Below are 20,604 nucleotides of genomic sequence, written 5' to 3' on the forward strand. Positions count from 1 at the left end.
CCGGCCGGGGGGCCGCCGCGGATAGTGGAACCACCGAATCCCATTTCGCTCACGCGAGGAGAGAACGATGGCGATGGCTCGCAAGGTTGCGTTGATCACCGGTATCACCGGTCAGGACGGTTCGTATCTGGCAGAACTGCTATTGAACAAAGGCTACGAAGTGCACGGCATCAAGCGGCGCTCGTCGCTCTTCAACACGGACCGCATCGATCACCTGTATCGCGACGTGCACGACCCGGAACCCGGCATTCAGCTGCATCACGGCGAGCTGACCGATTCCACGGCCTTGCTGCGCGTGATCCAGCGCGTTGCACCCGATGAAATCTACAACCTCGCTGCGCAAAGCCATGTGGCGGTGTCGTTCGAGGAACCCGAGTACACCGCGAACGCGGATGGCCTCGGCACGCTGCGCATTCTGGAGGCCATCCGCATTCTCGGCCTCACGCAGAAAACGCGCTTTTATCAGGCATCGACCTCCGAGCTGTACGGGCTCGTGCAGGAAGTGCCCCAGCGCGAGACCACGCCGTTCTATCCGCGCAGTCCCTATGCGGTGGCGAAGCTGTTCGCGTACTGGACCACGGTCAATTATCGCGAGGCGCACGGCATCTACGCGTGTAACGGCATCCTCTTCAATCACGAGTCGCCGCAGCGTGGCGAGACGTTCGTGACGCGCAAGATCACGCGCGCCATCGCGCGCATCGCGGTCGGCCTGCAGAAGATGCTGTATCTCGGCAACCTCTCCGCCATGCGCGACTGGGGCCACGCACGCGACTACGTCGACATGCAGTGGCGCATGCTCCAGCAGGAGCAGCCCGAGGACTTCGTGATTGCAACGGGTGTGCAGTACAGCGTGCGCGACTTCGTGCGCGCGGCGGCTGAGGAGCTGGGCATCACCGTGCGTTTCGAGGGCAGCGGCGTGGACGAGGTCGGCATTGTCGACCATGTGGAATCGCGCGACATCCGCCTCGAACCGGGCGACGTAATTGTGCGCGTGGATCCTCGCTATTTCCGCCCGACCGAGGTCGAGACGCTGCTCGGCGACGCCTCGAAAGCCCAGGAGAAGCTGGGCTGGAAGCCGGTTACCACGTTCCAGGCGCTCGTCAAGGAAATGGTGCGCGCCGACTATCAGGCTGCCCGGCGCGACGCACTCGTCACGCTGGCCGGTTTCAGGGCCCTCGAACATCACGAGTGAACGCATGGACAAGAACTCCCGAATCTTCGTGGCTGGCCACCGGGGCATGGTGGGCTCGGCACTCGTGCGCGCGCTGCAGGCGAACGGCTACTGGAACCTCGTCACGCGCACACATGCCGAACTGGACCTCACGGACCAGGCCGCGGTCAACAGCTTCTTCGAAGGCGAGCACATCGACGCGGTGCTGCTCGCGGCCGCGCGCGTGGGCGGCATCCTCGCGAATTCGACGCAGCCCGCACAGTTCGCCTGGGACAATCTCGCAATCGAGACCAACGTGATCCGGGCCTCGTACAACGCGGGCGTGCAGCGCCTCGTGTTCTTCGGCTCGTCGTGCATTTATCCGCGCGAATGCCCGCAGCCGATCCGCGAAGACTATCTGCTCACTTCGCCGCTCGAGCCGACCAACGAGGCCTACGCGATCGCGAAGATCGCGGGCCTGAAGCTCTGCGAAGCGTACAACCGCCAGTACGGCACGCATTTCGTCTCGCTCATGCCGACCAACCTGTACGGCCCCAATGACAACTACGACCTCGGCAGCAGCCATGTGCTGCCCGCGCTGATCCGCAAGGCGCACGAGGCGCGCGGCAACGGCCAGCGCACGCTGACCGTCTGGGGTTCGGGCAGGCCGCGCCGCGAGTTCCTGCACGTCGACGATCTCGCCGATGCGACGATCTTCGTGCTCGAGCACGAGACCGGCGACGGCGTGTACAACGTCGGCGTCGGCGAGGACCTGTCGATCCGCGACCTCGCGCAGCGCGTGTGCGACGTGGTGGGCTTCGAAGGCGAACTGGTATTCGATTCGACCAAGCCCGACGGCACGCCGCGCAAGCTGCTCGACGTGTCGCGCCTGGGCGACCTGGGCTGGCACGCGCACATTGGCCTCCAGGAGGGGCTCGCCCGCACCTACGACGATTTTCTGCAAACCCATGCCGCGCCGGCGTACGAGGCGGGCATGCGGGCTTGACGTGGCCTGACGGGACCGATGGCTTTTAAACAATCGGCTCAACAGGACGAAAGGGAACAGGCGTCTGGTTGGTGGTGGGCGTCGTGCGCGGACCGGATGCACGACGCCCGCTTTTTTTCGCTCGGCGCGCGAGACGATTAAAAGCGGCACACAGCAGTTCAGGGACGGAAGCAACGCAATGAGAATCCTGATCTACGGACTTAATTACGCGCCCGAAGTCACAGGCGTCGGCAAATACACAGCCGAAATGGCGGAGCTGCTCGCGGCGCACGGCCACGAGGTGCGCGTGATCTGCGCGCCGCCTTATTACCCGCAATGGCGCGTGCATGAAGGCTATCGCGCGGGGCGTTATCAACGCGAAACGTTGCGCGGCGTGGGCGTCTCGCGAGCGCCGCTGTGGGTGCCGACCCGGCAGGGCGGCTTCAAACGCATCGTGCATCTGGCGAGCTTCGCGCTCTCGTCGCTGCCGCTTCTCGCGCGCCTCGCGGCGTGGCGGCCCGAGGCGGTCATGCTGATCGTGCCGACGCTCTTCTGCGCGCCCGGCGCCCTCATGCTCGCACGTGCCGTCGGCGCGCGCAGCTGGCTGCATATTCAGGACTTCGAAGTCGATGCGGCATTCGACCTCGGGCTGCTGCGCGGCGGCCAGGGGTCGCGTCTCGGGCGCGCGGCCCTTGCCGGCGAACGCTGGCTGCTGCGGCGCTTCGACGTCGTCTCGTCGATTTCGGAGCGCATGGTCGAGCGCGCCATCGACAAGGGTGTGGACGCCGCGCGCGCCGTGTGCCTGCCGAACTGGGTCGACACCCAGACGATCTTCCCGCTGCCGTATCCGAGCGCGTTCCGGCGTCGCCTCGGTATCCCGCAGGACAACACCGTCGTCCTCTACTCGGGGAACATGGGGGCGAAGCAGGGCATCGAAATTCTCGCGGACGTCGCAACGGCGCTCGCCGCGCGGCCCGACATCAGCTTCGTGTTCTGCGGCGACGGCGCGGCCAAGCGTGAGCTGATGGCGCGTTGCGAGCCGCTCTCGAACTGTCACGTGCTGCCGCTGCAGCCGTCTTCGATGCTCAACGAGCTGCTGAACGTGGCCGATATCCACGTGCTGCCGCAGCGCGCCGACGCTGCCGACCTCGTGATGCCCTCGAAACTCACCGGCATGCTCGCGAGCGGCCGTGCGGTGGTCGCCATGGCGCGGCCCGGCACGAGTCTCTTCGACGTGGTCTCGGACCACGGGATTGTGGTGCCGCCCGAGGATAGCGGGGCGCTCGCTGCGGCGATCGTCGATCTGGCCGGCGACCCCGCGCGCCGCGCCGAGCTTGGCCATGCCGCGCGTCGCTACGCGAAGCGCATGCTGTCACCGCAAGCGATCTTCGACGTGCTCGAAGCGAGACTTGCCGGGCTGGCAGGTGAAGTCGCCGAGCCGGCTGGCCAGACGCAGGTCGAGCCGCAGACCGCGGCAAGTGGCGCTGCATCGGCGCAGCAACCTGCGCGTCAGGCAGGCAAAGGCGGATCCACGTTGCCGGAGGTCGAGCAGTCCGATGTATGAGCGACTGCGCCCAAGGCCGCGATGATGGTGGCCTTGGGCTGTCCCGGACCGCTGGCGGAGGCTTACCAGGGCGACTTGTAGAGTTCGGAGTTGGACTGGTCCGGCGACCCGTACGGGCTGCCATACGGATTGCCATAGACCTGCGCAGTTGGCGAGGTCTGGCTGGCGCCGTAGTCATAGGCAGCCGTCGAGCGGCCTTTCCCCGCAGGACCCCCCGCACCGGCCCCAGCGGTGCTCCTCGCCACCGCATTGCCGGCGCGCGACATGCCGTTCGCGCCGATCCTGCCGTGGTTCGCGGCGCCCCTCCCGCCTGCGCTCGAAGTGCTGCTTCTGTCGCCCCTGCCACCGTTGGCGCTCACCGCGCTCGCCGCGTAATCGCCAGGCGTCACGACGTGCATGTGCTTTTCGTTCGTGAGCGCGTCTCGCGCGTCGTCTGGCGAAGCGCCATTGCTGCTGTAGGGGGTCACGCTGTACGGGTTGTCGGAAGTGCCCGGACCGCCGAGCAGGCGCTGTTCGTCTTGTTGCTGGCGCTGCACGGCGCCCGTGCGGGTGTCGCCCTGGCTGCCCTGGCGACTCTGGTCACTCGCGGTAGCGGGGGAGCCCCCGGCGCCGTACGGGGCGTTCTGCGCAAATGCCGCGTACGGCCAGGCGGCGCACGCAGCTTGCAGCGCGGCGGCGAGTACATAAGGCGCAAATCGATGATGAGAAAAACTGGACATGGCATTGATCCCGCGCGCCGCGAACGATGCGGCGTCAAGCCTTCATGTTGCCTACCGCGCGTCGCGCCGCTGCGCCAAAACCCCTGCCGTGTCGGCCACGCGTATGGGGCGATGCGGTGGCCGCCCGATAATGAAATCGTGGCCTGATGCGTCCCGTTATGCGGGCCGCCAGGCGCAATCCGCAGGAAGCCAACAGGAACCGACCCGGATGGGCAAGGAGCGTTCATGACGGAAGCGGTCGAAGGTCTAGGGGCCCGCAAAGGGAACGTCGGCGCGGCCGGCCGTAGGGATGGAGCGGGCGAAGCGCCGCCCGCAGGCGTCGTACCGCCACAAGCCGCAAACGACGCGCGAGCCGCGGAAATCCGCGTGATCGATTTGAGTCGTGCGGGCAAGGGCAACTTCGTCGCGCGCCGGGGCAAGCTCATGCAGGCCGCGTGGTATCTGGTCGAGGCCTGGGTGCTCGACAACCGTCTGCTGCCGCTCTCCGCGCTGCGCGTAGGCCTGCTGCGCCTGTTCGGCGCGAAGGTCGGCCAGGGCTGCCGCCTCGTCCATCCCATGCGCGTGAAGGCGCCGTGGAATCTGGAAATGGGCGACAACTGCTGGATCGGCGTGGACGTCTGGATCTACAACCAGGCGCCCATCCGCATCGGCTCGAACGTCTGCCTTTCGCAGGGCGCGTTTCTCAGCGCCGGCTCGCACGACATGCGCACGAACATGGACCTGCACGTCGCGCCGATCGTGATCGAGGACGGTGCGTGGGTCTCGTCGAAATGCGTGGTGCAGATGGGCGTGACGATTGGGCGCTCGGCGGTCGTGACGCCGCTCTCGGTCGTGCATCGTTCGCTGGAAGCCGGCGGCGTGTATGGCGGCAATCCGTGCCGCTTTATCCGCTGGCGTTTCGAGGAGGGCGAGCCGCCCAAGGCATAAGGGCCGCGCGAAGCTGGCTCGTTTCAAGCAGATTCATTCAACGCATGAGCAGGCCCGAAGGCCTGCTCATGCTCATACTCATACGAACCCCGCCGGCTAATATCCGCCGTAACCCACCGCCCGGCCCGCTGCGGCCGCCTGCGTACTCGGCAGGATCAGGTTGATGACGCGGCTCCACTTCACGAGCGCCGACGCGTCGACGAACACGACATCGTTCGGCTGCAACTCGAACTCGTCGGCCGTGGCCATGGCTTCCGGCGACGACGCGTCGAGGTGGAAGACCTGACGGTGTCCCTCCTTCTGCCCGCGCACGACGTACACCTGCGAGGCGTCGCCCGAACCCTGGCTGACGCCGCCTGCGTTGCCTAGCGCGTCGTTCAGCGAGAGGTGGCCGTTATCGAACGGCAAGGGCCCCGGGTGTCCGACTTCGCCGAGCACGAACACGCGGCTTTCGTTCGCCGAATACACGCGCACGAGGTCGCCGTTCTGCAGCAGGATCTTGTCCGGGTTCACGCCCTTCTTGATCATGTCGGGAATGTTCACCATGGTCGTCTTGTCGCCGCGCGTGACGCTAACCCGCGAGCGGTCGCCGTTCGCCGTGAAGCCGCCCGCGCGGTTGATCGCCTCGGGCAGCGACATCGTCATGTCGTTGAGCACCATGAGACCGGGCGTGCGCACTTCGCCGTCCACGTATACGCGCCGGCTGCGGTACGACTCGATGCGCAGCGTCACCTGGGGTTTGTTCAGGTAGTAGGCGAGCTTCTTCGACACGAGGTCGCGGGCTTGCATCTCGGTGAGCCCCGCCACGTGGATCGGACCCACGTACGCCACCTGGATCGCACCCGACGAGTCGACGGTATAGCCCGACTGCACCTGACTCGCGCTCTGGTCCTGCTGCCCGCTGCCACCGCCGCCGCCGCCGTTCGTCGGCAGATTCATCTCGGGGTGATCCCACACGACGATGCTCAGCACGTCGCCGGGCCCGAGCGTGTAGGGCTTGGGCGTGCCGAACAGCGTCTCGACGTTTGCCGGGACATTCGACGGTCTCGCTGCGGCTTCCTTCGCGACCAGTTCGTTGTTGATCTCGATGAGCGCGCCTGGCGGCGGTTGATCACCCTTTCCGCCTGAACGGGCGGCGTCGGTCGCGGCCTTCGCCTGCGTGACGCTCGACGGCGCCTGCATGCCAGGCGAGAGCGCGCAGCCCGCCAGCAGGGCCGCAGCCGTCACCATGGTCGCCATCGCCGCCAGGGCCGCCCGTGCGCGGCCCGCCGATAATCTGCGCAAACTGCGCGCGGGCTGCTTCACAGGCTGCGCCGCGGTTACGTCGACGGTCTCGCCGCCCGAACAATCAGGTCTGCTGTTTAACATAGTGTTGCCCCCTTACTCACAGGATTCGCACATCGCCACGAAAGTGCAACGCGGGTTCATCGTTCGACTCGTTATGACGCTTCAGCTGCGTTGCTTCGTCACCCCTGCCAATCCCTACCATTTCCGCTATCTGAATTTGATGCCGCTTTTTTCAATTTAATCAGCCTGTTCCGCGGGCTCGCCCTGCGCCATGGCGCTCATCGGGCGCCCTGGGCGAAATCGCGCGCCAGCGTGTAAAGGATGTTCCTGCAACAAGCCCAGCAGCGAGCGCACCATGCCATCCATCGCGAAGCGTGCGTCGAACGTGCGCCGGGCCTGAGCGCGCATCGCGTCGCGCGCGCGCTCGTCGAGCGCCCGCCATGAGGCAAAGTTGCGCTGCGTGCCGGCGACCGTGTCGGGCGCAACGAACCCGGCGCCGTCCTCGTCGATCTCGCGCCAGACGCCTACCTTGTCCGAAACCAGTGCGGGCAGTCCGCACGCCAGCGCCTCCGCCACGGAAACGCCGAAGTTCTCCTGGTGCGACGGCAGCACGAACACGTCGCTAGCAAAAAACGCGCCCCACTTCAGGTTGCCCTGCAGCATGCCCGGCCAGCTGATGCGATGTGCGATGCCGTGCGACTGCGCGATCGCCTGCAGCGCGGGTTGCCAGTTACCCTTGTCGGGCCCCGCGATCAGCAGATGCGCATCCGGCGTTTCGCGCGCATGTTCGGCGAACGCGTGAACCAGCACGTCGCAACCCTTCTTCGGGTGCAGACGCCCGAGAAACAGGACGATGCGCTTGTTGCGCAAATGCGGCGACTCCTGCAGGAAGGCTTCGCGCAACGTTTCCGGGTCCTCGCTGGGCGCATTGGTGCCGAACGGCACGACGCGCTCATTGGCGCGGTACAGCCAGAACGATTCGCGCGCAAGCAGGCGTTCTTCGTCGGTCGTGAAGATCACGGCGCAGGCGTCGCGCAGCACGCGGAAATCGGCCCATGGCCAGTACGCCCACTTCTTCAGATGCTTGACCGGATAGGTGGCCTTGAACCACGGATCGAGCATGCCGTGTGTGTACACGTAATACGGCACCTGCGCGTGGCGCAGCGCGCGCCACGCGCCGAAGCCGTGGTATTGCCAGAGTCCGTGCACGATCGCCGCGTCGAAGCGCGTCGCGTTCGCGCGCAGCCACGACACGTAGCCGGGGCAGTATCCGTAGTGCCCGCGGCCCGGCCCCAGCGCGTGCAGCGGGAGCGGAAATTCGCGCACATAGGGCGCGTCGATCGGATCGAGCGACGCCACTTCGATCTGGTGATCGAGCGCCGTCATCGCGAGACCGCTCTGGCGAACGCCCTCAATCGGGCCGCCCGAGCGGGGGTCGACCGTGGAAACGAGGTGCAGGATTTTCATCGGGGCTCCGGAGTCGCATACGTGTTGAGCGGCGCCGGCGCCGCCGCGGGCGCCGTGGGTTGGAAGGCCGGTTCGCGCCCGTAGGACGGATGCAGGCGCTGGCGCTTGCGTTGAAGGTCAATGCGGTAATGAAGCTGCGAATACAGCGCGACGATGAGCCCGAGCGCGAGGCCGTAGACGAGGCCCGAGAAACGCGTGCCGAGCGGATTGCCGCCGATCGACGCGCCCGGCAGCGCGGCGAGCACGAGCAGCGCCATGCTGAGCGGCATGAGCATCGGGTGACGCGGCGCGATGCGGCGCCAGCGTCTGAACGCGCGGCCCGCGACGATGAGCGCGACAATCACCGCAAGCGGCATGCAGCCTCCGAACACGATACCTTCGGCGTAGAGCTGGTAGACCCAGAAGTTGTGGCCCGCCACCCAGTCGCTGGTGTTGAAGTAATCGTCCTTGCTGAAGGTCTGGTTCACGTACTGGTAGTAAATCGGCGAGTAGCGGTAGAGGTGCCCATAACCCTTGCCGAACAGGACCGAATCCACCGATTCGGTGACCTGGTCGTACTGGTCGCGCATCTCCGCAATACGCGTGACCGTGGTCGGATCGCGGTCGGACTCCGCGTTCTGCGCGGCCGTCACGCGCTGCGTCCAGTGTTCGGTGATGGACGGGAAGAGCCACGCCGTTCCCACGCCCAGCGCGACAACGAACGAAAGCGCGATGCCCGTGCGGAAAAACGATTTGATCAGATGACTGAGCGACGGCGAGGCGAGCCACGCCGCAAACATGGCGAGCAGGATGGTCGCGATCAGCAAACTACGCGTGACGCTCAACAATTCGACGACGAGCGTGGCGAGGAACACGAGTACCATCGTCATGTTGAAGCGCCGGGCGACGATGAACTGGTGCAGCAGCATGGCCTGCAGCGCGAGCATGGTCGGCGAGACGATGCGAAACCGAATGTCGGCCAGCGGCCCGCCGACTGCCAGCAAGCCGAAGAAGAAGGTAAACACGAGGCCCATCACCATCGCGTAATAAAGCGCACGCTGCATCTGCATGACGCGCATGATGTGCCACGGGCGGCACATGGCCCAGTACCCGAGCGCGAACAGCAGGAACGGCAGCATCACGCGCAGGTACTGCCCGACAGGATTGTGCTGCAGCATTTGCGCAATGAGACTGCCGACGAGGCTGGCGACGAGCGCGCCCGTCACGAACGAGCGCAGCCGCGTCGGACGCGCGAAGCGCGGGCCGATCAACGCGAGAATGAGCGCGCCAGCCAGGGCCGGAACGACGGCCAGCCATTGCGCGCTGTGGCCGAACTGGGAGTCCGGTGCCTTATAGTCGAAAGCAAGAGGCACGAGGCACACCCAGAGCCAGAGTGCAGCATGTTTGTTTCGCATCGGCGTTTCTCCCGGTGCGGTGCATAGGGTCGCATACGTTGCGCAAAATACATGCGCGCCGCACGCGTTGGCTCGACTCAATATAAAACGCCGCAAGTGGCTTGCGCATGCGCGTGGCGGGAACCGGCAGGGTTGTGGCGGCAGGAAAAAAATTCTGATTTCACGTGTGGTTTCGCCCACACACCTGGCCGACAAGGAAGGGAACTTGGCGCACGCTGCACGGCGCCTGTGTCCATGATGGGGCCGGCAGGAGTAAATTTTTCATCGTCTGCCTTGCGTAAGAATCCGGCATGGACGTAGCGAGGGAAAGGTCATGAAGCTGCTACACGGAGTGCGACTGTCGACGAAAGGGCGTTCCGTCGAGCTCGACTTCGTGCGTGGCGTCGCGATCTTCGTCGTGATGGGCTATCACTTCCACACGGTGCACACGGGCCATCCCTGGGTGAAAGTGCTCGAGTACCCGCTGAAGAGCTTCGGCCACGAAGGCGTCAATCTATTCTTCACACTAAGCGGCTTCCTGGTGGGCGGGCTGTTGTTGCGCCAATATTCGCAAACGGGCCGCATAGGCGCGCGCCGCTTCATCGTGCGACGGATCTTCAAGATCTGGCCCGCGTATTACGCGCTGATTTTCTTTCACCTGCTTGCCGGCCGCCATCGGTCCGATACGTTCCTCTGGCAGAACCTCACCCACATGCAGAATTACTTCGGCACCTCCATCGCGCAAACGTGGAGCCTCGCTGTCGAAGAGCACTTCTATTTGTTCCTGCCCGCGCTCCTGATCCTGCTCGCGCACTTCCGGCTGCGCGCGAATGCGCTGATCGCCGTGATGGCCAGCCTCTGCGTAGTCGTCCTGAGCGCGCGTTGCATCGCGGTATCCCATGGCGACCTCGTTGGGGCGTTCAACTACACGCAGTACCGCATGGACAGCCTGCTCGTCGGCGTCATTCTCGCGACCGTCTACTGGATGAAGCCCGATCTCTGGCGCCTGCTCGTCGCGAAGAAGCGCTGGCTGTTCGGCGTGGTGGGGCTGCTGCTCGCCTGGCTCATCTTCGCGACGCCCGACGTCGCTCTGGACGAGAGCGTAGGCTACACGATACAGGCCGTGGGCTTTTGCGCGCTCATCATGCTCGTGCTCGAACATTCGGGCGGATTGCGCACGACGTGGGTGTATCGCGGGCTCGCGTGGCTCGGCGTGTACTCCTATGGCATTTACCTCTGGCACTCGCTCGCGCTCGCGCCCGGCGACTATCTGATCCACAAGGCAAGCGCGCTCGGTGTGCCGCCGCTCGCCGCCTGGCCAGTCGTGATCGTCGCGCAGTTCTTCATCGCCTCGGTGCTGGGCTATCTCACCACGCGAGCCGTCGAGTTCCCGTTCCTGCGTCTGCGCGACGCGATGTTCCCCGACATGCGCGGAGCCGTCCCCGCCGAGCGGCCCGACACGAGTGCGGCCGACAACAAGGTCGAAGGCATTGCGTGATCCTTCGTGACTGGATCGGACTGGTTCGGGTTGCTCAATATTTAACGGCGTTCCTGCGAGCGTTCACGCTATCGCGGCCTGCAGCGTGCGCTTGAACTGCTCGAGCGTATTGCACGAAAGGAGGTGTTCGCCGGTGGGCTGCACGGCGTTCGCACCTGCGCGCCAGCGCTCGGCGAGTACATCGAGCGCGCGTGCGATCGTGGCCGGCTCGAGGTCGTCGAGCAATGGGCCGAGCGCGCCGTCGCGGCAATACCAGCCGATCAGGCCGTCAGCGCTCGCCACCACGGGCTTGCGGAAGCGGTACGCCTGCACCAGCACGCCGCTCATGCCGTAGTGCTGCTTGTAGCCGAGCCACACGGCGTCGCAGGCGGAAAAGAGTTCGCGCTCCATCTCGTCGGAGATGAACTGGTTGTAGATCACCGGCGCGCTCGCGAGCCGCGGTGCGTGAGCGTCGATGAACGCGCGCGTTTCGTCGTCCTGCTGGCCCGCGATCACGAGGCACGGCGCGTCGGGCTTGTGCTCGAGCGCGAGCATCAGTTCGCGAATGCCCTTGCGTTCGCCGATCGCGCCGTACACGAGCAGATAGCGCGTATGCGCGCCGAGCTTCAGCTGCTCGCGCGCGAACACGGGGTCCATCGCTTCGATTTCGGGAAACGGGTCGGCCAGGTAGCTGAGCGGCGCCGCGCGCTGCGGCTTCGTGGTCGCGAACCAGTCGGGCAGCGTCGGGTCGATCGTGAAGAGTTTGCGCAGCCCGCGCGAGCGCATGGCACGGCGAAACAGCGCCGACTTGGCCAGGTCGACGAAGCGTCGGCGCGGCGTGCGCAAGCCGATGCGCGCCTGATGAAACGTCATGCCCATGACGATCGCGATCCACGGCGTCTCGCCGAATGGCGAGTCGAACCCCGCGAGCGTGTAGAAGAAGTAGTCGGCGTAGGGCGCGATGACGAGCCGCACGTGCATCGTTTTGCTCACCTCACGCAACGCGCGCGCATAGAAGTTGCGAAAGCGCATGTACACGCTCGCGGCGAAATGCGGGCCAGGCGGAACCGTATGCAGGTCGAGCAGCACGAGGCGCAGATCGGGCCGCGCTTCGCGCACGATGCGCTGCGCGAGCGGATGGTCCGCGTACTCGTTATCAGTGACGACGAGGCAGCGGTGCCCGGCTTCCACGCACGCCTGGGCGATCCACTCGACGTAGCGCCAGCGGTGCCCCGTGAAGTTCGGCTCGATGACGGCGATCCAGTCGCCGCCAACCGACGCACGGGTGTCCGCAGGCGCGGACGTCACGAGTGTATCGGCCTCGACGTCGCACAGTGCGGCGGAGTCCGGGCTGTTAGGGGCGGCATTGCGATATCTGGCGATCGACACGTTTTCCATGCGGGCGGCCCGATGAGCATTATTACGAACAAAATAGCAGCGGTGCGCAAGCGGCATGCGCCAGATTGCGGGGCAGAGTGGCCGAAAAAACCTGGGGATATGCCGATTGCCAGAAAATTCGTGAATTGCTGCCGCGCGCATTGGCTTTCCATGAGAGGCCGTCCCGCGGATAGCCGTCCCGCGGATAGCCGTCCCGCGGATAGCCGTCCCGCGGATGGCCGCCCCGCGGATGGCCGTCCCGCGGATGGCCGCCCCGCGGATGGCCGCCCCGTCTGATTCCACCTGGTAGATGGCGCGTCCTGTACGCCGCCGCGCGGTAAGGTCCAGAACGGGTGGCAAAAACGCGTTCCCAAACATGTTTAAAGGAACTGGGAAAAGGGGCGAAAGCTCCGACTCAGAGATCGACAACAGGAGAGGCATTTTGCGCGTAATGCGGCTGCCAGCCATACCGATCAAGGCCGGCTTCGGACCCGGCGCAGCAACCTGGGTGTTGCTGCAGCAGGTCGTCGTGCGCGGCCTCGTGGCCGTCAAGTTCCTCGTGATCGGGCGCATTCTTGGGCCGTCCGCAATCGGTCTCGCGAGCGTCGCGTTGCTCGCGGTCGCGATTGCCGAAGCGCTCTCCGATACCGGCCTCGCGCAGGCCGTCATACAGGGCCAGTCGCCGCCCACGCGCGCGGAGGCCGGCGCCGTCTGGACCACGCTTGCCACGCGGGGCCTGCTGATCGGTTTGCTGCTCGTCGCGAGCGCGCCGCTCATGGACGCGCAGTTCCACCTGGGCGGCGCGATCGGCCTCGTGCAACTCGCCGCGTTGCTCCCGCTCCTGCGCGGGCTCGCCTCGCCCGCGTATTTCATCACGCAGCGCGAGCGCCACTTCCAGCACATTGCGGCGATCGAAATCTCGTCCTCGTGTCTCGACTGCGCTTTCGGCATCGGGCTCGCACTCGCGGGGGCGGGTCCGTACTCGCTCTTGCTCGGCATGATGATCGGCGAGGCCTTCAAGAGTGTCGTCACGTGGATCGCGCTCTCGCCGCATCCGCCGATCCGGCTGCGCTGGTCGGGCATCGGCCATTACGTGGGCTTCAGCCGCTGGATCTGGGCGAGCAGCGTGATCATTCTCATCACCAACCAGTTCGACAAGGTGGTGGTGGGCAAGCTGCTCGGGCCGACGCAGTTGGGCGCCTGGCAGATGTCCTCGAAGCTCGCGCAAATGCTGCTCGCCGACGCCGCGCTCGCTCTGTCGCAGTATCTTTTCCCCACGTTCGCCGCGCATCATCGCGGCGGTCCGCAATCGGCCGCACGGCTTTTTCGTCTCTATCTCATGATCGCCGTGGCGGGGCTGGCGTGCGTGGTGATCGTACTGCGCTTCGCCGCCGAGCCGCTCTTTTCGCTCGTGCTCGGCGCCGCGTGGCTGTCGGCCGTGCCGCTCTTTCGCATCTTCGTCATCAACATGGCGATCAGCGCGCTCAACTCGGTGCTCGCTTCGTATCTGCGCGCGGTTGGCGACGCGCGCGCCGTCACGGTGGCGTCGCTGCTTCAGGTCGTGGCGCTCGTCCTGTCCGTGCCGCCTTCGTTGCACCTGTGGGGTGTGACGGGCGTTGCATGGTCGATGACCGTCGGGCTGGCCTCGTGCGCGGCATGGATGCTGTATCGCGTCTCGCGGCAGAAATAAGCCTGAGCGCAGAGGGACTCAAGCGGGATTCAGGCGCGCAGCGCTGCTTCGACGATCTCGGCGAGCTGATGTCCGAGCGTAGGCGAGTTGAGCTGGCAGTACACCGCGTGCGCGGCGGTCGCGGCTGCGCGCATTTCGTCGGGCGGCATGGACCAGATGCGCCGCAGCGTGGCGGCAAGCGCTCCTTTGCCGCCGTCGCGCGCGAAGAAAAAGCCGCTGCGGCCGTCCTCGACATAACCCGGCTCCGGGCCCATGTGCAGCGGCAGCCGGTCGTGCACGATGGGCGGCAGGCTCAACGCGAACATGTGCACGACGCTCAAGCCCGCCGAGCCGGGATAGCAGCCCACGCGGCAGCGCCGGCTGATGGTCGCGATGGCGTCGTCGTCGAACACCGCGCCATACCAGACCACGTAGTTGCGATCGCTGTACTTGCGTTTCAGGCGCTCGCCGTGCTCGCCGTCGCCGATCACGTGGAGCGTGATGTCGTTGCCATCGGCATGAAGCTGCCCGACCACGTCGATGAGCGGTTCGATCTCCGACCCTTCGCGCAGCCTGCCGATGAACAGCACGCCGCTCTCGGCGCCCGTCTTGGTGGCAGGCTCCACGCCGCACGAGACCGTGAGGGCATTGTTCGCGACAACGAGCTTCGCGAGCGGGCAGCCGATGGCAACGAGCGAGCGCCGTGAAGCCTCGGTATAGCAGACGTAGCGCACGGCGAGCGCGACCGCGAGGCGGTAGCAGACCGTGCGCACGAGCCCCGCGCTCTCGTGCCGGTAGAGCCCCTGGCCGTGAATGAGCACAGGCACGCGCATGACGCGTCCGGCGAGGAGCGCGAGCCACAGCGACAGATAGCGAACGTCTGCAAAGATCAGGACTGCATCGGGACGTTCGAAAACGATGCGGCTCAGCACGCGGCTTTGCAGGCGAATCCGCCGCGAGGGCAGGCCCGCGAAACTCGCGATATGCGTTTCGACGAATTCGTCGCACTCGGGCTTCTCACGCGAAAAGCCGTTGGCCTCCACGCCCTCGGAGCATGCGAACACCTTGACGGAGAAAAGACGGTTTAGCGACTCGATGACTTCGATGCGATAGCGCGCGATCAACGGCTGCACGTAGAAGACCACGGGGCGTTTGAGCCGCGCGCCGGATTCGGTTTCGCAAACCGTTGTCCCGGAAGAGATGATCTCGTGTTCCACTGGCTGGCTCTGACGTGTCGACGCAGTCATGTTGAGAGGATCTTTCCGGTGGGGCGGGCTAGTCGGTCATATTTGCGCGAATCTCTTTTAGCAGTTGTAGGCGAGTCTTATCAAAAGAGGAATCCGAAAATTGCTATTGGACGAATTTACCGTGGGGTGCCGCGCTATGGGTGATGCGTAATCGATAAATGCGCAGAAAAAGTGCAATAAATGCGGATTTTATTAACGGAAAAAAGAAGCGGTAAAAGGTTCGCCCGTACGCGGCCATGCAGACACGGCGCACTACGCCCCGCATGCGTGCTTGTTCACAAACAGTTGGAATCGGTCGTTGAATAGATCGTTTCGGACAACTTGAATCCGGCCCGACTGGCGGCGCGAAGGCCTCGTGCTAACCTCGGTTCGAGTCGAAACGACCACCGGAATGCGGAGAAACCGATGACAACGCTCGCTACCGATGATCTCGCGTCTTCCGTGGCCGCGAACGGCGCGAAGGCGCGCATGCGCGTCGCGGTGGTGATCGCGACCAAGGGCCGTCCAACCGCCACCGCATGGGTCGTGCGCCTGCTCGCGCGGCAAACCGTGCGGCCGGATCAGATCATCCTTTCGGGCAGCAGCGCAGACGACATCGGACCTTACGATGCCAACGGTCTGCGCGTGAACGAAATCATCGGCACGGCGGGTTCGAGCGTGCAGCGCAATCGCGCGCTCGACGCGCTTGCGCCGGACATCGACATCGTGATTTTCCTCGACGACGACTTCGCGCCCGAGTGTCACTGGATCGAGTTGTGCGTGGAGCTGTTCGAGAGCGACGCGAATCTCGTGGGCGTCTCGGGCCGCACGCTGCGCGACGGTGCGAACACGCAACCGATCGCATGGGAAGAAGCCATCGCGCTCGTGGATGGCGCGCAAGCCGAAGTGATGCGGCGTCCGCCGCTGCGGCCCTGCGTGGAACTGTATGGCTGCAACATGGCGTGCCGCGCGCAGGCCATCGCCGATCTGCGCTTCGACGAGCGTCTCGTGCTGTACGGCTGGCTGGAAGACAAGGACTTCTCGCGGCGCCTCGCGCGCCGTGGCGGGCTCGTGTACTGCGACTATCTGCTCGGCGTGCACCTCGGGCTGCGAGGCGGGCGCGTTTCGGGCCGCCGCTTCGGCTATTCGCAGGTGGTCAACGCGATGTACCTGTGCAACAAGGGCGTGATGTCGCGCAAGGAAGCGACCAGCAACATCCTGCGTGCGCTCAGCATGAACTGCGTGAAGTCGGTGCGCCCGGAGGCGCATCTCGACCGGCGCGGCAGGCTCATCGGCAACGTGATCGGGATTGCCGATCTGTGCATCGGCGCGGTGCGGCCCGAGCGCGCAGAGCGGCTTTGATTCACGCGCAGCGCGGCATTAAATGACCGCACCGCGCGCTCCGATGCGTGCGGCGCTCAGTTGCCCGAACCGCGCGCAATGCGACGCTGTTTCACCGCTTGCGCGAGCCCTTCGAGCACGCCCACGCTTTCGTCCCAGCCGATGCACGCATCGGTGATGCTCTGGCCATAGGTCAGCTCGCAGCCTTCCTTCAAGTCCTGGCGGCCCGCCACGAGGTGCGACTCCACCATCACGCCGACGATGCGCTCGTCGCCCCCCGCCACCTGGCGGCCGATGTCGGCGCACACCGGAATCTGGTTCTCGTGCTTCTTCGAGCTGTTTGCGTGGCTCGCGTCGATCATGAGTCGCGCGGCGAGACCCGCCTTGCCGATATCGCTGCACGCGGCGTTTACGCTATCCGCGTCGTAGTTCGGCGTCTTGCCGCCGCGCAGAATCACATGGCAGTCCTCATTGCCCGCGGTCGAGACGATGGCCGAGTGGCCGCCCTTCGTCACCGAGAGGAAATGGTGCGGCTGCGAGGCGGCCTTGATCGCGTCCACGGCGATCTTCACGTTGCCGTCCGTGCCGTTCTTGAAGCCGACCGGGCACGACAACCCCGAAGCCAGCTCGCGGTGCACCTGCGATTCCGTTGTGCGCGCACCGATCGCGCCCCACGAGATGAGGTCGGCGATGTACTGCGGGCTGATCATATCGAGATATTCGGTGCCGGCGGGCAGGCCCAGCTCGTTGATCGAGACGAGCAATTCGCGCGCGGTGCGCAGACCGTCGTTGATCTTGAAGCTGTTGTCGAGGAACGGGTCGTTGATGAGGCCCTTCCAGCCCACCGTCGTGCGCGGCTTCTCGAAGTACACGCGCATCACGATTTCGAGTTCGTTCTTGAAGCGCTTGCGCTCTTCGACGAGCTTCTTCGCGTAGTCGACCGCGGCCTTCGTGTCGTGAATCGAGCACGGCCCGATGATGACGATCAGGCGGTCGTCCATGCCGTGCAGGATGCGGTGCATGGCGCGGCGCGATTCGAAGATCAGCGTGGAGGCCGCTTCCGAGCAGGGGAATTCGCGGATCAGGTGAGCGGGCGGCGTGAGTTCCTTGAGTTCGCGAATGCGGACATCGTCGGTGTTGTGCGGGGGCATGGTCGTTTTCTCCTGATCCTGTGCGTAGCGTGCGTCGTTCGGACGGTGCTTCAAATTCGGTTAGATGAAGGTGCGGCTCGCAACTGTTGTCGAAACTGCGGGGCGAAAAAAAACCGCCAGGCTTGGCTGGCGGTTTCTCGTGTGTTCGGGGTCCTGCGCGTACTATCAACCCTCTCGATCCGCCAGCGGTCTGAGATACCAAAAGAAGTAAAAATAAAACTTCGTGGCGAACATGGCGGGTCTTGTCTGAACGTTCGTTACGTCGAAAGGGTGATTGCCTTTATAACCCGGCCGTCTCGTGGCTGGCAAGCAGGGTGCGGTAAAAAAGCGGACTATCTGCGCAAATAACGACTCATGTGCAGAAAATCCGCATAGCGATGCGGAATTCCCGCATCGCCGTGCATGGAATGCGTGCAGGCCAACCGCTTAAACCGTGCCGCCAACCGTCATGCGGTCGATGCGCAGCGTCGGCTGACCCACGCCCACCGGCACGCTCTGACCCTCCTTGCCGCACACGCCCACGCCCGAATCGAGGCGCATGTCGTTGCCGATCATGCTCACGTACTTGAGCGATTCCGGGCCGCTGCCAATGAGCGTCGCGCCCTTCACGGGGTAGGTGATCTTGCCGTTTTCGATCATGTAGGCTTCGGAGGCCGAGAACACGAACTTGCCGTTCGTGATGTCCACCTGACCGCCGCCGAAGTTCACGGCATACAGACCGTTCTTCACCGAGCCGATGATTTCCTGCGGGTCCTTGTCGCCGTTGAGCATGTACGTGTTGGTCATGCGCGGCATGGGCAGCGCGGCGTACGACTCGCGGCGCGCGTTGCCCGTCACGGGCATCTTCATGAGGCGCGCGTTCAGCGAGTCCTGAATGTAGCCCTTGAGAATGCCGTCCTCGATCAGCGTCGTGCACTGCGTAGGGTTGCCTTCGTCGTCGATATTGAGCGAGCCCCGGCGGTTGGGCAGCGTGCCGTCGTCGACCACGGTCACACCCTTCGCGGCTACCCGCTCGCCAATGCGCCCGGCGAACGCCGACGAGCCCTTGCGGTTGAAGTCGCCTTCGAGGCCGTGGCCGATCGCCTCGTGCAGCAGCACGCCGGGCCAGCCCGGGCCGAGCACGACGGTCATCGCGCCGGCGGGTGCCGGGCGCGCTTCGAGGTTCACCAGCGCAGCATGCACGGCGTCGTCCACGTACTTCGACAGGAGGTCGTCGGTGAAATAGCCATAGTCGTAGCGGCCGCCGCCGCCGCCGTTACCGATCTCGCGGCGGCCGTTCTGCTCGGCGATCACCGTGACCGAGACGCGCACGAGCGGGCGGATGTCGGCGGCGAGCGCACCGTCACTGCGGGCCACGAGCACCACGTCGTACTCGCCCGCGAGCGCGGCCATGACTTGCGTGATGCGCGGATCGCGCCCGCGCGCCATCTCTTCGATGCGCTCGAGCAGCTTCACTTTTTCGGTCGCGTCGAGCGAGCTCAACGGGTCGGAGGGCAGGTACAGATCGCGGCCCGTAATGCCCGTGAGCGACTTCGCCACCTGGATCTTCTGCTTGCCGCCGCCCGCCTTGGCGATCGAGCGCGTGGCGATGGCGGCCTGGCGGATCGCTTCGGGCGAGAGGTCGTCGGAGTAGGCGAAAGCGGTGCGCTCGCCCGACACGGCGCGCACGCCGACGCCCTGGTCGATGCTGAAGCTGCCCGACTTGACGATGCCTTCCTCGAGGCTCCAGGCCTCGCTGCGCGTGGTCTGGAAGTAGAGGTCGGCGTAGTCGATGCGATGCGTGAAGATCTCGCCGAGCGTGCGCGTGAGCACTGCCTCGTCGAGGCCGTAGGGCGTGAGGAGCAGGTCCTTCGCGGTCGCCAGATTGCGGATGCCGGGTTCGATGATGTTCATGCGCTCTGTGGGATCAACGATAAAGTCTGTCAATGGAGATTCGGGCGCGGTGCTGCTAAATCAAGCGCCTTAAACGGAGAACTCGCGTGGAATTCGATGGGGTTCATTCGCGGGGCCAGTCGTCGCGTGCGTTGCATGCGTTACGCGCGTCATGCGCAGTCGAGCACGCGGTGACGCCACGCCGGAAGGCTCGCGCGCACGCTGGCGATGCGCTCGAGGTCGATGTCGCCGGCCACCACGCCCGGGCCTTCGTCGCGCACGTCGACGATCTCGCCCCACGGGTCGACCAGCATGCTGTGGCCCCATGTGCGTCGGCCGTTCTCGTGCGTGCCGCCTTGCGCCGCGGCGAGCACGTAGCACTGGTTCTCGATCGCGCGGGCGCGCAGCAGGAGCTGCCAGTGGGCGCGGCCGGTGGTGTAAGTGAACGCTGAAGGCACGACCATCAGTGCGCAGTCTCCCATGCGCCGGTACAGCTCGGGAAAGCGCAGATCGTAGCAGACCGACAGGCCGACACGGCCAAACGGCGCCTCGAACGTGCGCACCTCGGCGCCGGGCCGGATCGTGCGCGCTTCGTCGAACGATTCGGCGCCTTTTTCGAAATTGAAGAGGTGGATCTTGTCGTAACGCGCGCGCTCCTCGCCGCTCGGGTCGAACACGAGCGTGGTATTGAGCACACGGGTTTCCTCGGGCGCATTCAGCGGCAACGTGCCGCCGATCACCCACACGTCATGGCGCCTTGCGGCATCGGCGAGAAAACGCTGAATGGGGCCGTCGCCGTGGGGCTCGCGGATCGCCAGTTTGTCGCTGTCCTTGTGACCCATGAAGCAGAAATATTCGGGCAGCAACACGAGGCGCGCGCCCGCGGCGGCGGCTTCGGCGATCAACTGGTCCGCTTCGGCGAGATTGCGCTCGCGCTCGGGCGTGCTGACCATCTGCAGCGCGGCGACGCGAAACGGGTCGAGGGGGGGAGCGCTCATCGGCAGATCTTGATTGGGTTC

The 20,604-nt window shown here is 65.3% G+C and carries 17 protein-coding genes; 8 read left to right on the forward strand and 9 right to left on the reverse strand.

Going from position 1 to position 20,604, the window contains the following annotated elements:
* The first annotated feature begins 73 nt into the window (after positions 1-73).
* The 3 genes from gmd to AB4Y36_RS18450 all read left to right on the forward strand — a co-directional run bounded on the left by gmd (position 74) and on the right by AB4Y36_RS18450 (position 3,699).
* The gene (gene gmd, locus AB4Y36_RS18440) at positions 74-1,192 is read left to right on the forward strand and encodes a GDP-mannose 4,6-dehydratase (protein WP_342947976.1); all 1,119 of its coding nucleotides are present in this window, start codon (positions 74-76) and stop codon (positions 1,190-1,192) included.
* 4 nt (positions 1,193-1,196) lie between these two features.
* Entirely contained in the window at positions 1,197-2,156 is a 960-nt protein-coding gene (locus tag AB4Y36_RS18445) for a GDP-L-fucose synthase (RefSeq protein WP_342947682.1), read from the forward strand.
* 178 nt (positions 2,157-2,334) lie between these two features.
* Positions 2,335-3,699 carry a glycosyltransferase WbuB gene (locus tag AB4Y36_RS18450; protein WP_368683757.1) on the forward strand — a complete coding sequence of 455 codons (1,365 nt, stop codon included), beginning with the start codon at positions 2,335-2,337 and terminating at the stop codon, positions 3,697-3,699.
* A gap of 62 nt (positions 3,700-3,761) precedes the next feature.
* Here AB4Y36_RS18450 and AB4Y36_RS18455 read toward each other — a convergent pair whose 3' ends face one another.
* Positions 3,762-4,418, reverse strand: coding sequence for a hypothetical protein (locus AB4Y36_RS18455; RefSeq protein WP_368683758.1), 657 nt, complete (start codon positions 4,416-4,418; stop codon positions 3,762-3,764).
* Between the two features lie 225 nt (positions 4,419-4,643).
* Between AB4Y36_RS18455 and AB4Y36_RS18460 the strand changes: the two genes are divergently transcribed.
* Positions 4,644-5,345 carry a putative colanic acid biosynthesis acetyltransferase gene (locus AB4Y36_RS18460; RefSeq protein ID WP_368683759.1) on the forward strand — a complete coding sequence of 234 codons (702 nt, stop codon included), beginning with the start codon at positions 4,644-4,646 and terminating at the stop codon, positions 5,343-5,345.
* 96 nt (positions 5,346-5,441) lie between these two features.
* Here AB4Y36_RS18460 and AB4Y36_RS18465 read toward each other — a convergent pair whose 3' ends face one another.
* Positions 5,442-6,584 (reverse strand): polysaccharide biosynthesis/export family protein, encoded by a 1,143-nt coding sequence (locus AB4Y36_RS18465; RefSeq protein ID WP_256094969.1) that lies wholly within the window; start codon positions 6,582-6,584, stop codon positions 5,442-5,444.
* Here AB4Y36_RS18465 and AB4Y36_RS18470 point away from each other — a divergent pair.
* Positions 6,574-6,873 carry a hypothetical protein gene (locus tag AB4Y36_RS18470; RefSeq protein WP_342947686.1) on the forward strand — a complete coding sequence of 100 codons (300 nt, stop codon included), beginning with the start codon at positions 6,574-6,576 and terminating at the stop codon, positions 6,871-6,873. The genes AB4Y36_RS18465 and AB4Y36_RS18470 overlap by 11 nt on opposite strands.
* Here the strand turns inward: AB4Y36_RS18470 and AB4Y36_RS18475 are convergent.
* Positions 6,870-8,099: a glycosyltransferase gene (locus AB4Y36_RS18475; protein WP_342947687.1), complete on the reverse strand. Its 1,230-nt coding sequence runs from the start codon at positions 8,097-8,099 to the stop codon at positions 6,870-6,872. The genes AB4Y36_RS18470 and AB4Y36_RS18475 overlap by 4 nt on opposite strands.
* Positions 8,096-9,493: a hypothetical protein gene (locus tag AB4Y36_RS18480; protein ID WP_368683760.1), complete on the reverse strand. Its 1,398-nt coding sequence runs from the start codon at positions 9,491-9,493 to the stop codon at positions 8,096-8,098. Before AB4Y36_RS18480 ends, AB4Y36_RS18475 begins: the two co-directional genes overlap by 4 nt.
* A 313-nt stretch (positions 9,494-9,806) precedes the next feature.
* Between AB4Y36_RS18480 and AB4Y36_RS18485 the strand changes: the two genes are divergently transcribed.
* Positions 9,807-10,970, forward strand: coding sequence for an acyltransferase (locus AB4Y36_RS18485; protein ID WP_069267800.1), 1,164 nt, complete (start codon positions 9,807-9,809; stop codon positions 10,968-10,970).
* A 63-nt stretch (positions 10,971-11,033) separates the two neighbouring features.
* Here the strand turns inward: AB4Y36_RS18485 and AB4Y36_RS18490 are convergent, their stop codons facing one another.
* Positions 11,034-12,347: a glycosyltransferase gene (locus AB4Y36_RS18490; protein ID WP_368683761.1), complete on the reverse strand. Its 1,314-nt coding sequence runs from the start codon at positions 12,345-12,347 to the stop codon at positions 11,034-11,036.
* Positions 12,348-12,768: 421 nt separating this feature from the next.
* Here AB4Y36_RS18490 and AB4Y36_RS18495 point away from each other — a divergent pair, with 421 nt between their 5' ends.
* Positions 12,769-14,016, forward strand: coding sequence for an oligosaccharide flippase family protein (locus AB4Y36_RS18495; RefSeq protein ID WP_368683762.1), 1,248 nt, complete (start codon positions 12,769-12,771; stop codon positions 14,014-14,016).
* 29 nt (positions 14,017-14,045) lie between these two features.
* Here AB4Y36_RS18495 and AB4Y36_RS18500 read toward each other — a convergent pair whose 3' ends face one another.
* Positions 14,046-15,242 (reverse strand): glycosyltransferase, encoded by a 1,197-nt coding sequence (locus tag AB4Y36_RS18500; protein WP_368606744.1) that lies wholly within the window; start codon positions 15,240-15,242, stop codon positions 14,046-14,048.
* Between the two features lie 405 nt (positions 15,243-15,647).
* On the opposite strand from AB4Y36_RS18500, the gene AB4Y36_RS18505 reads away from it, so the two are divergent.
* Positions 15,648-16,583, forward strand: coding sequence for a glycosyltransferase family 2 protein (locus AB4Y36_RS18505; protein WP_368616780.1), 936 nt, complete (start codon positions 15,648-15,650; stop codon positions 16,581-16,583).
* A 56-nt stretch (positions 16,584-16,639) separates the two neighbouring features.
* Here AB4Y36_RS18505 and aroG read toward each other — a convergent pair whose 3' ends face one another.
* The 3 genes from aroG to AB4Y36_RS18520 all read right to left on the reverse strand — a co-directional run bounded on the left by aroG (position 16,640) and on the right by AB4Y36_RS18520 (position 20,583).
* Positions 16,640-17,713, reverse strand: coding sequence for a 3-deoxy-7-phosphoheptulonate synthase AroG (aroG, locus tag AB4Y36_RS18510; RefSeq protein WP_069267830.1), 1,074 nt, complete (start codon positions 17,711-17,713; stop codon positions 16,640-16,642).
* A 426-nt stretch (positions 17,714-18,139) separates the two neighbouring features.
* On the reverse strand, positions 18,140-19,606 hold the full coding sequence (gene tldD / locus AB4Y36_RS18515; protein ID WP_069267797.1) for a metalloprotease TldD: 1,467 nt from the start codon (positions 19,604-19,606) through the stop codon (positions 18,140-18,142).
* Positions 19,607-19,755: 149 nt separating this feature from the next.
* Positions 19,756-20,583 (reverse strand): carbon-nitrogen hydrolase family protein, encoded by an 828-nt coding sequence (locus AB4Y36_RS18520; protein WP_069267796.1) that lies wholly within the window; start codon positions 20,581-20,583, stop codon positions 19,756-19,758.
* Positions 20,584-20,604 lie beyond the last annotated feature (21 nt).

Origin of the sequence: Paraburkholderia sp. BR10936 (genome assembly GCF_040965735.1) — a bacterium.
In the GTDB taxonomy this organism is placed as follows: domain Bacteria; phylum Pseudomonadota; class Gammaproteobacteria; order Burkholderiales; family Burkholderiaceae; genus Paraburkholderia; species Paraburkholderia nodosa_A.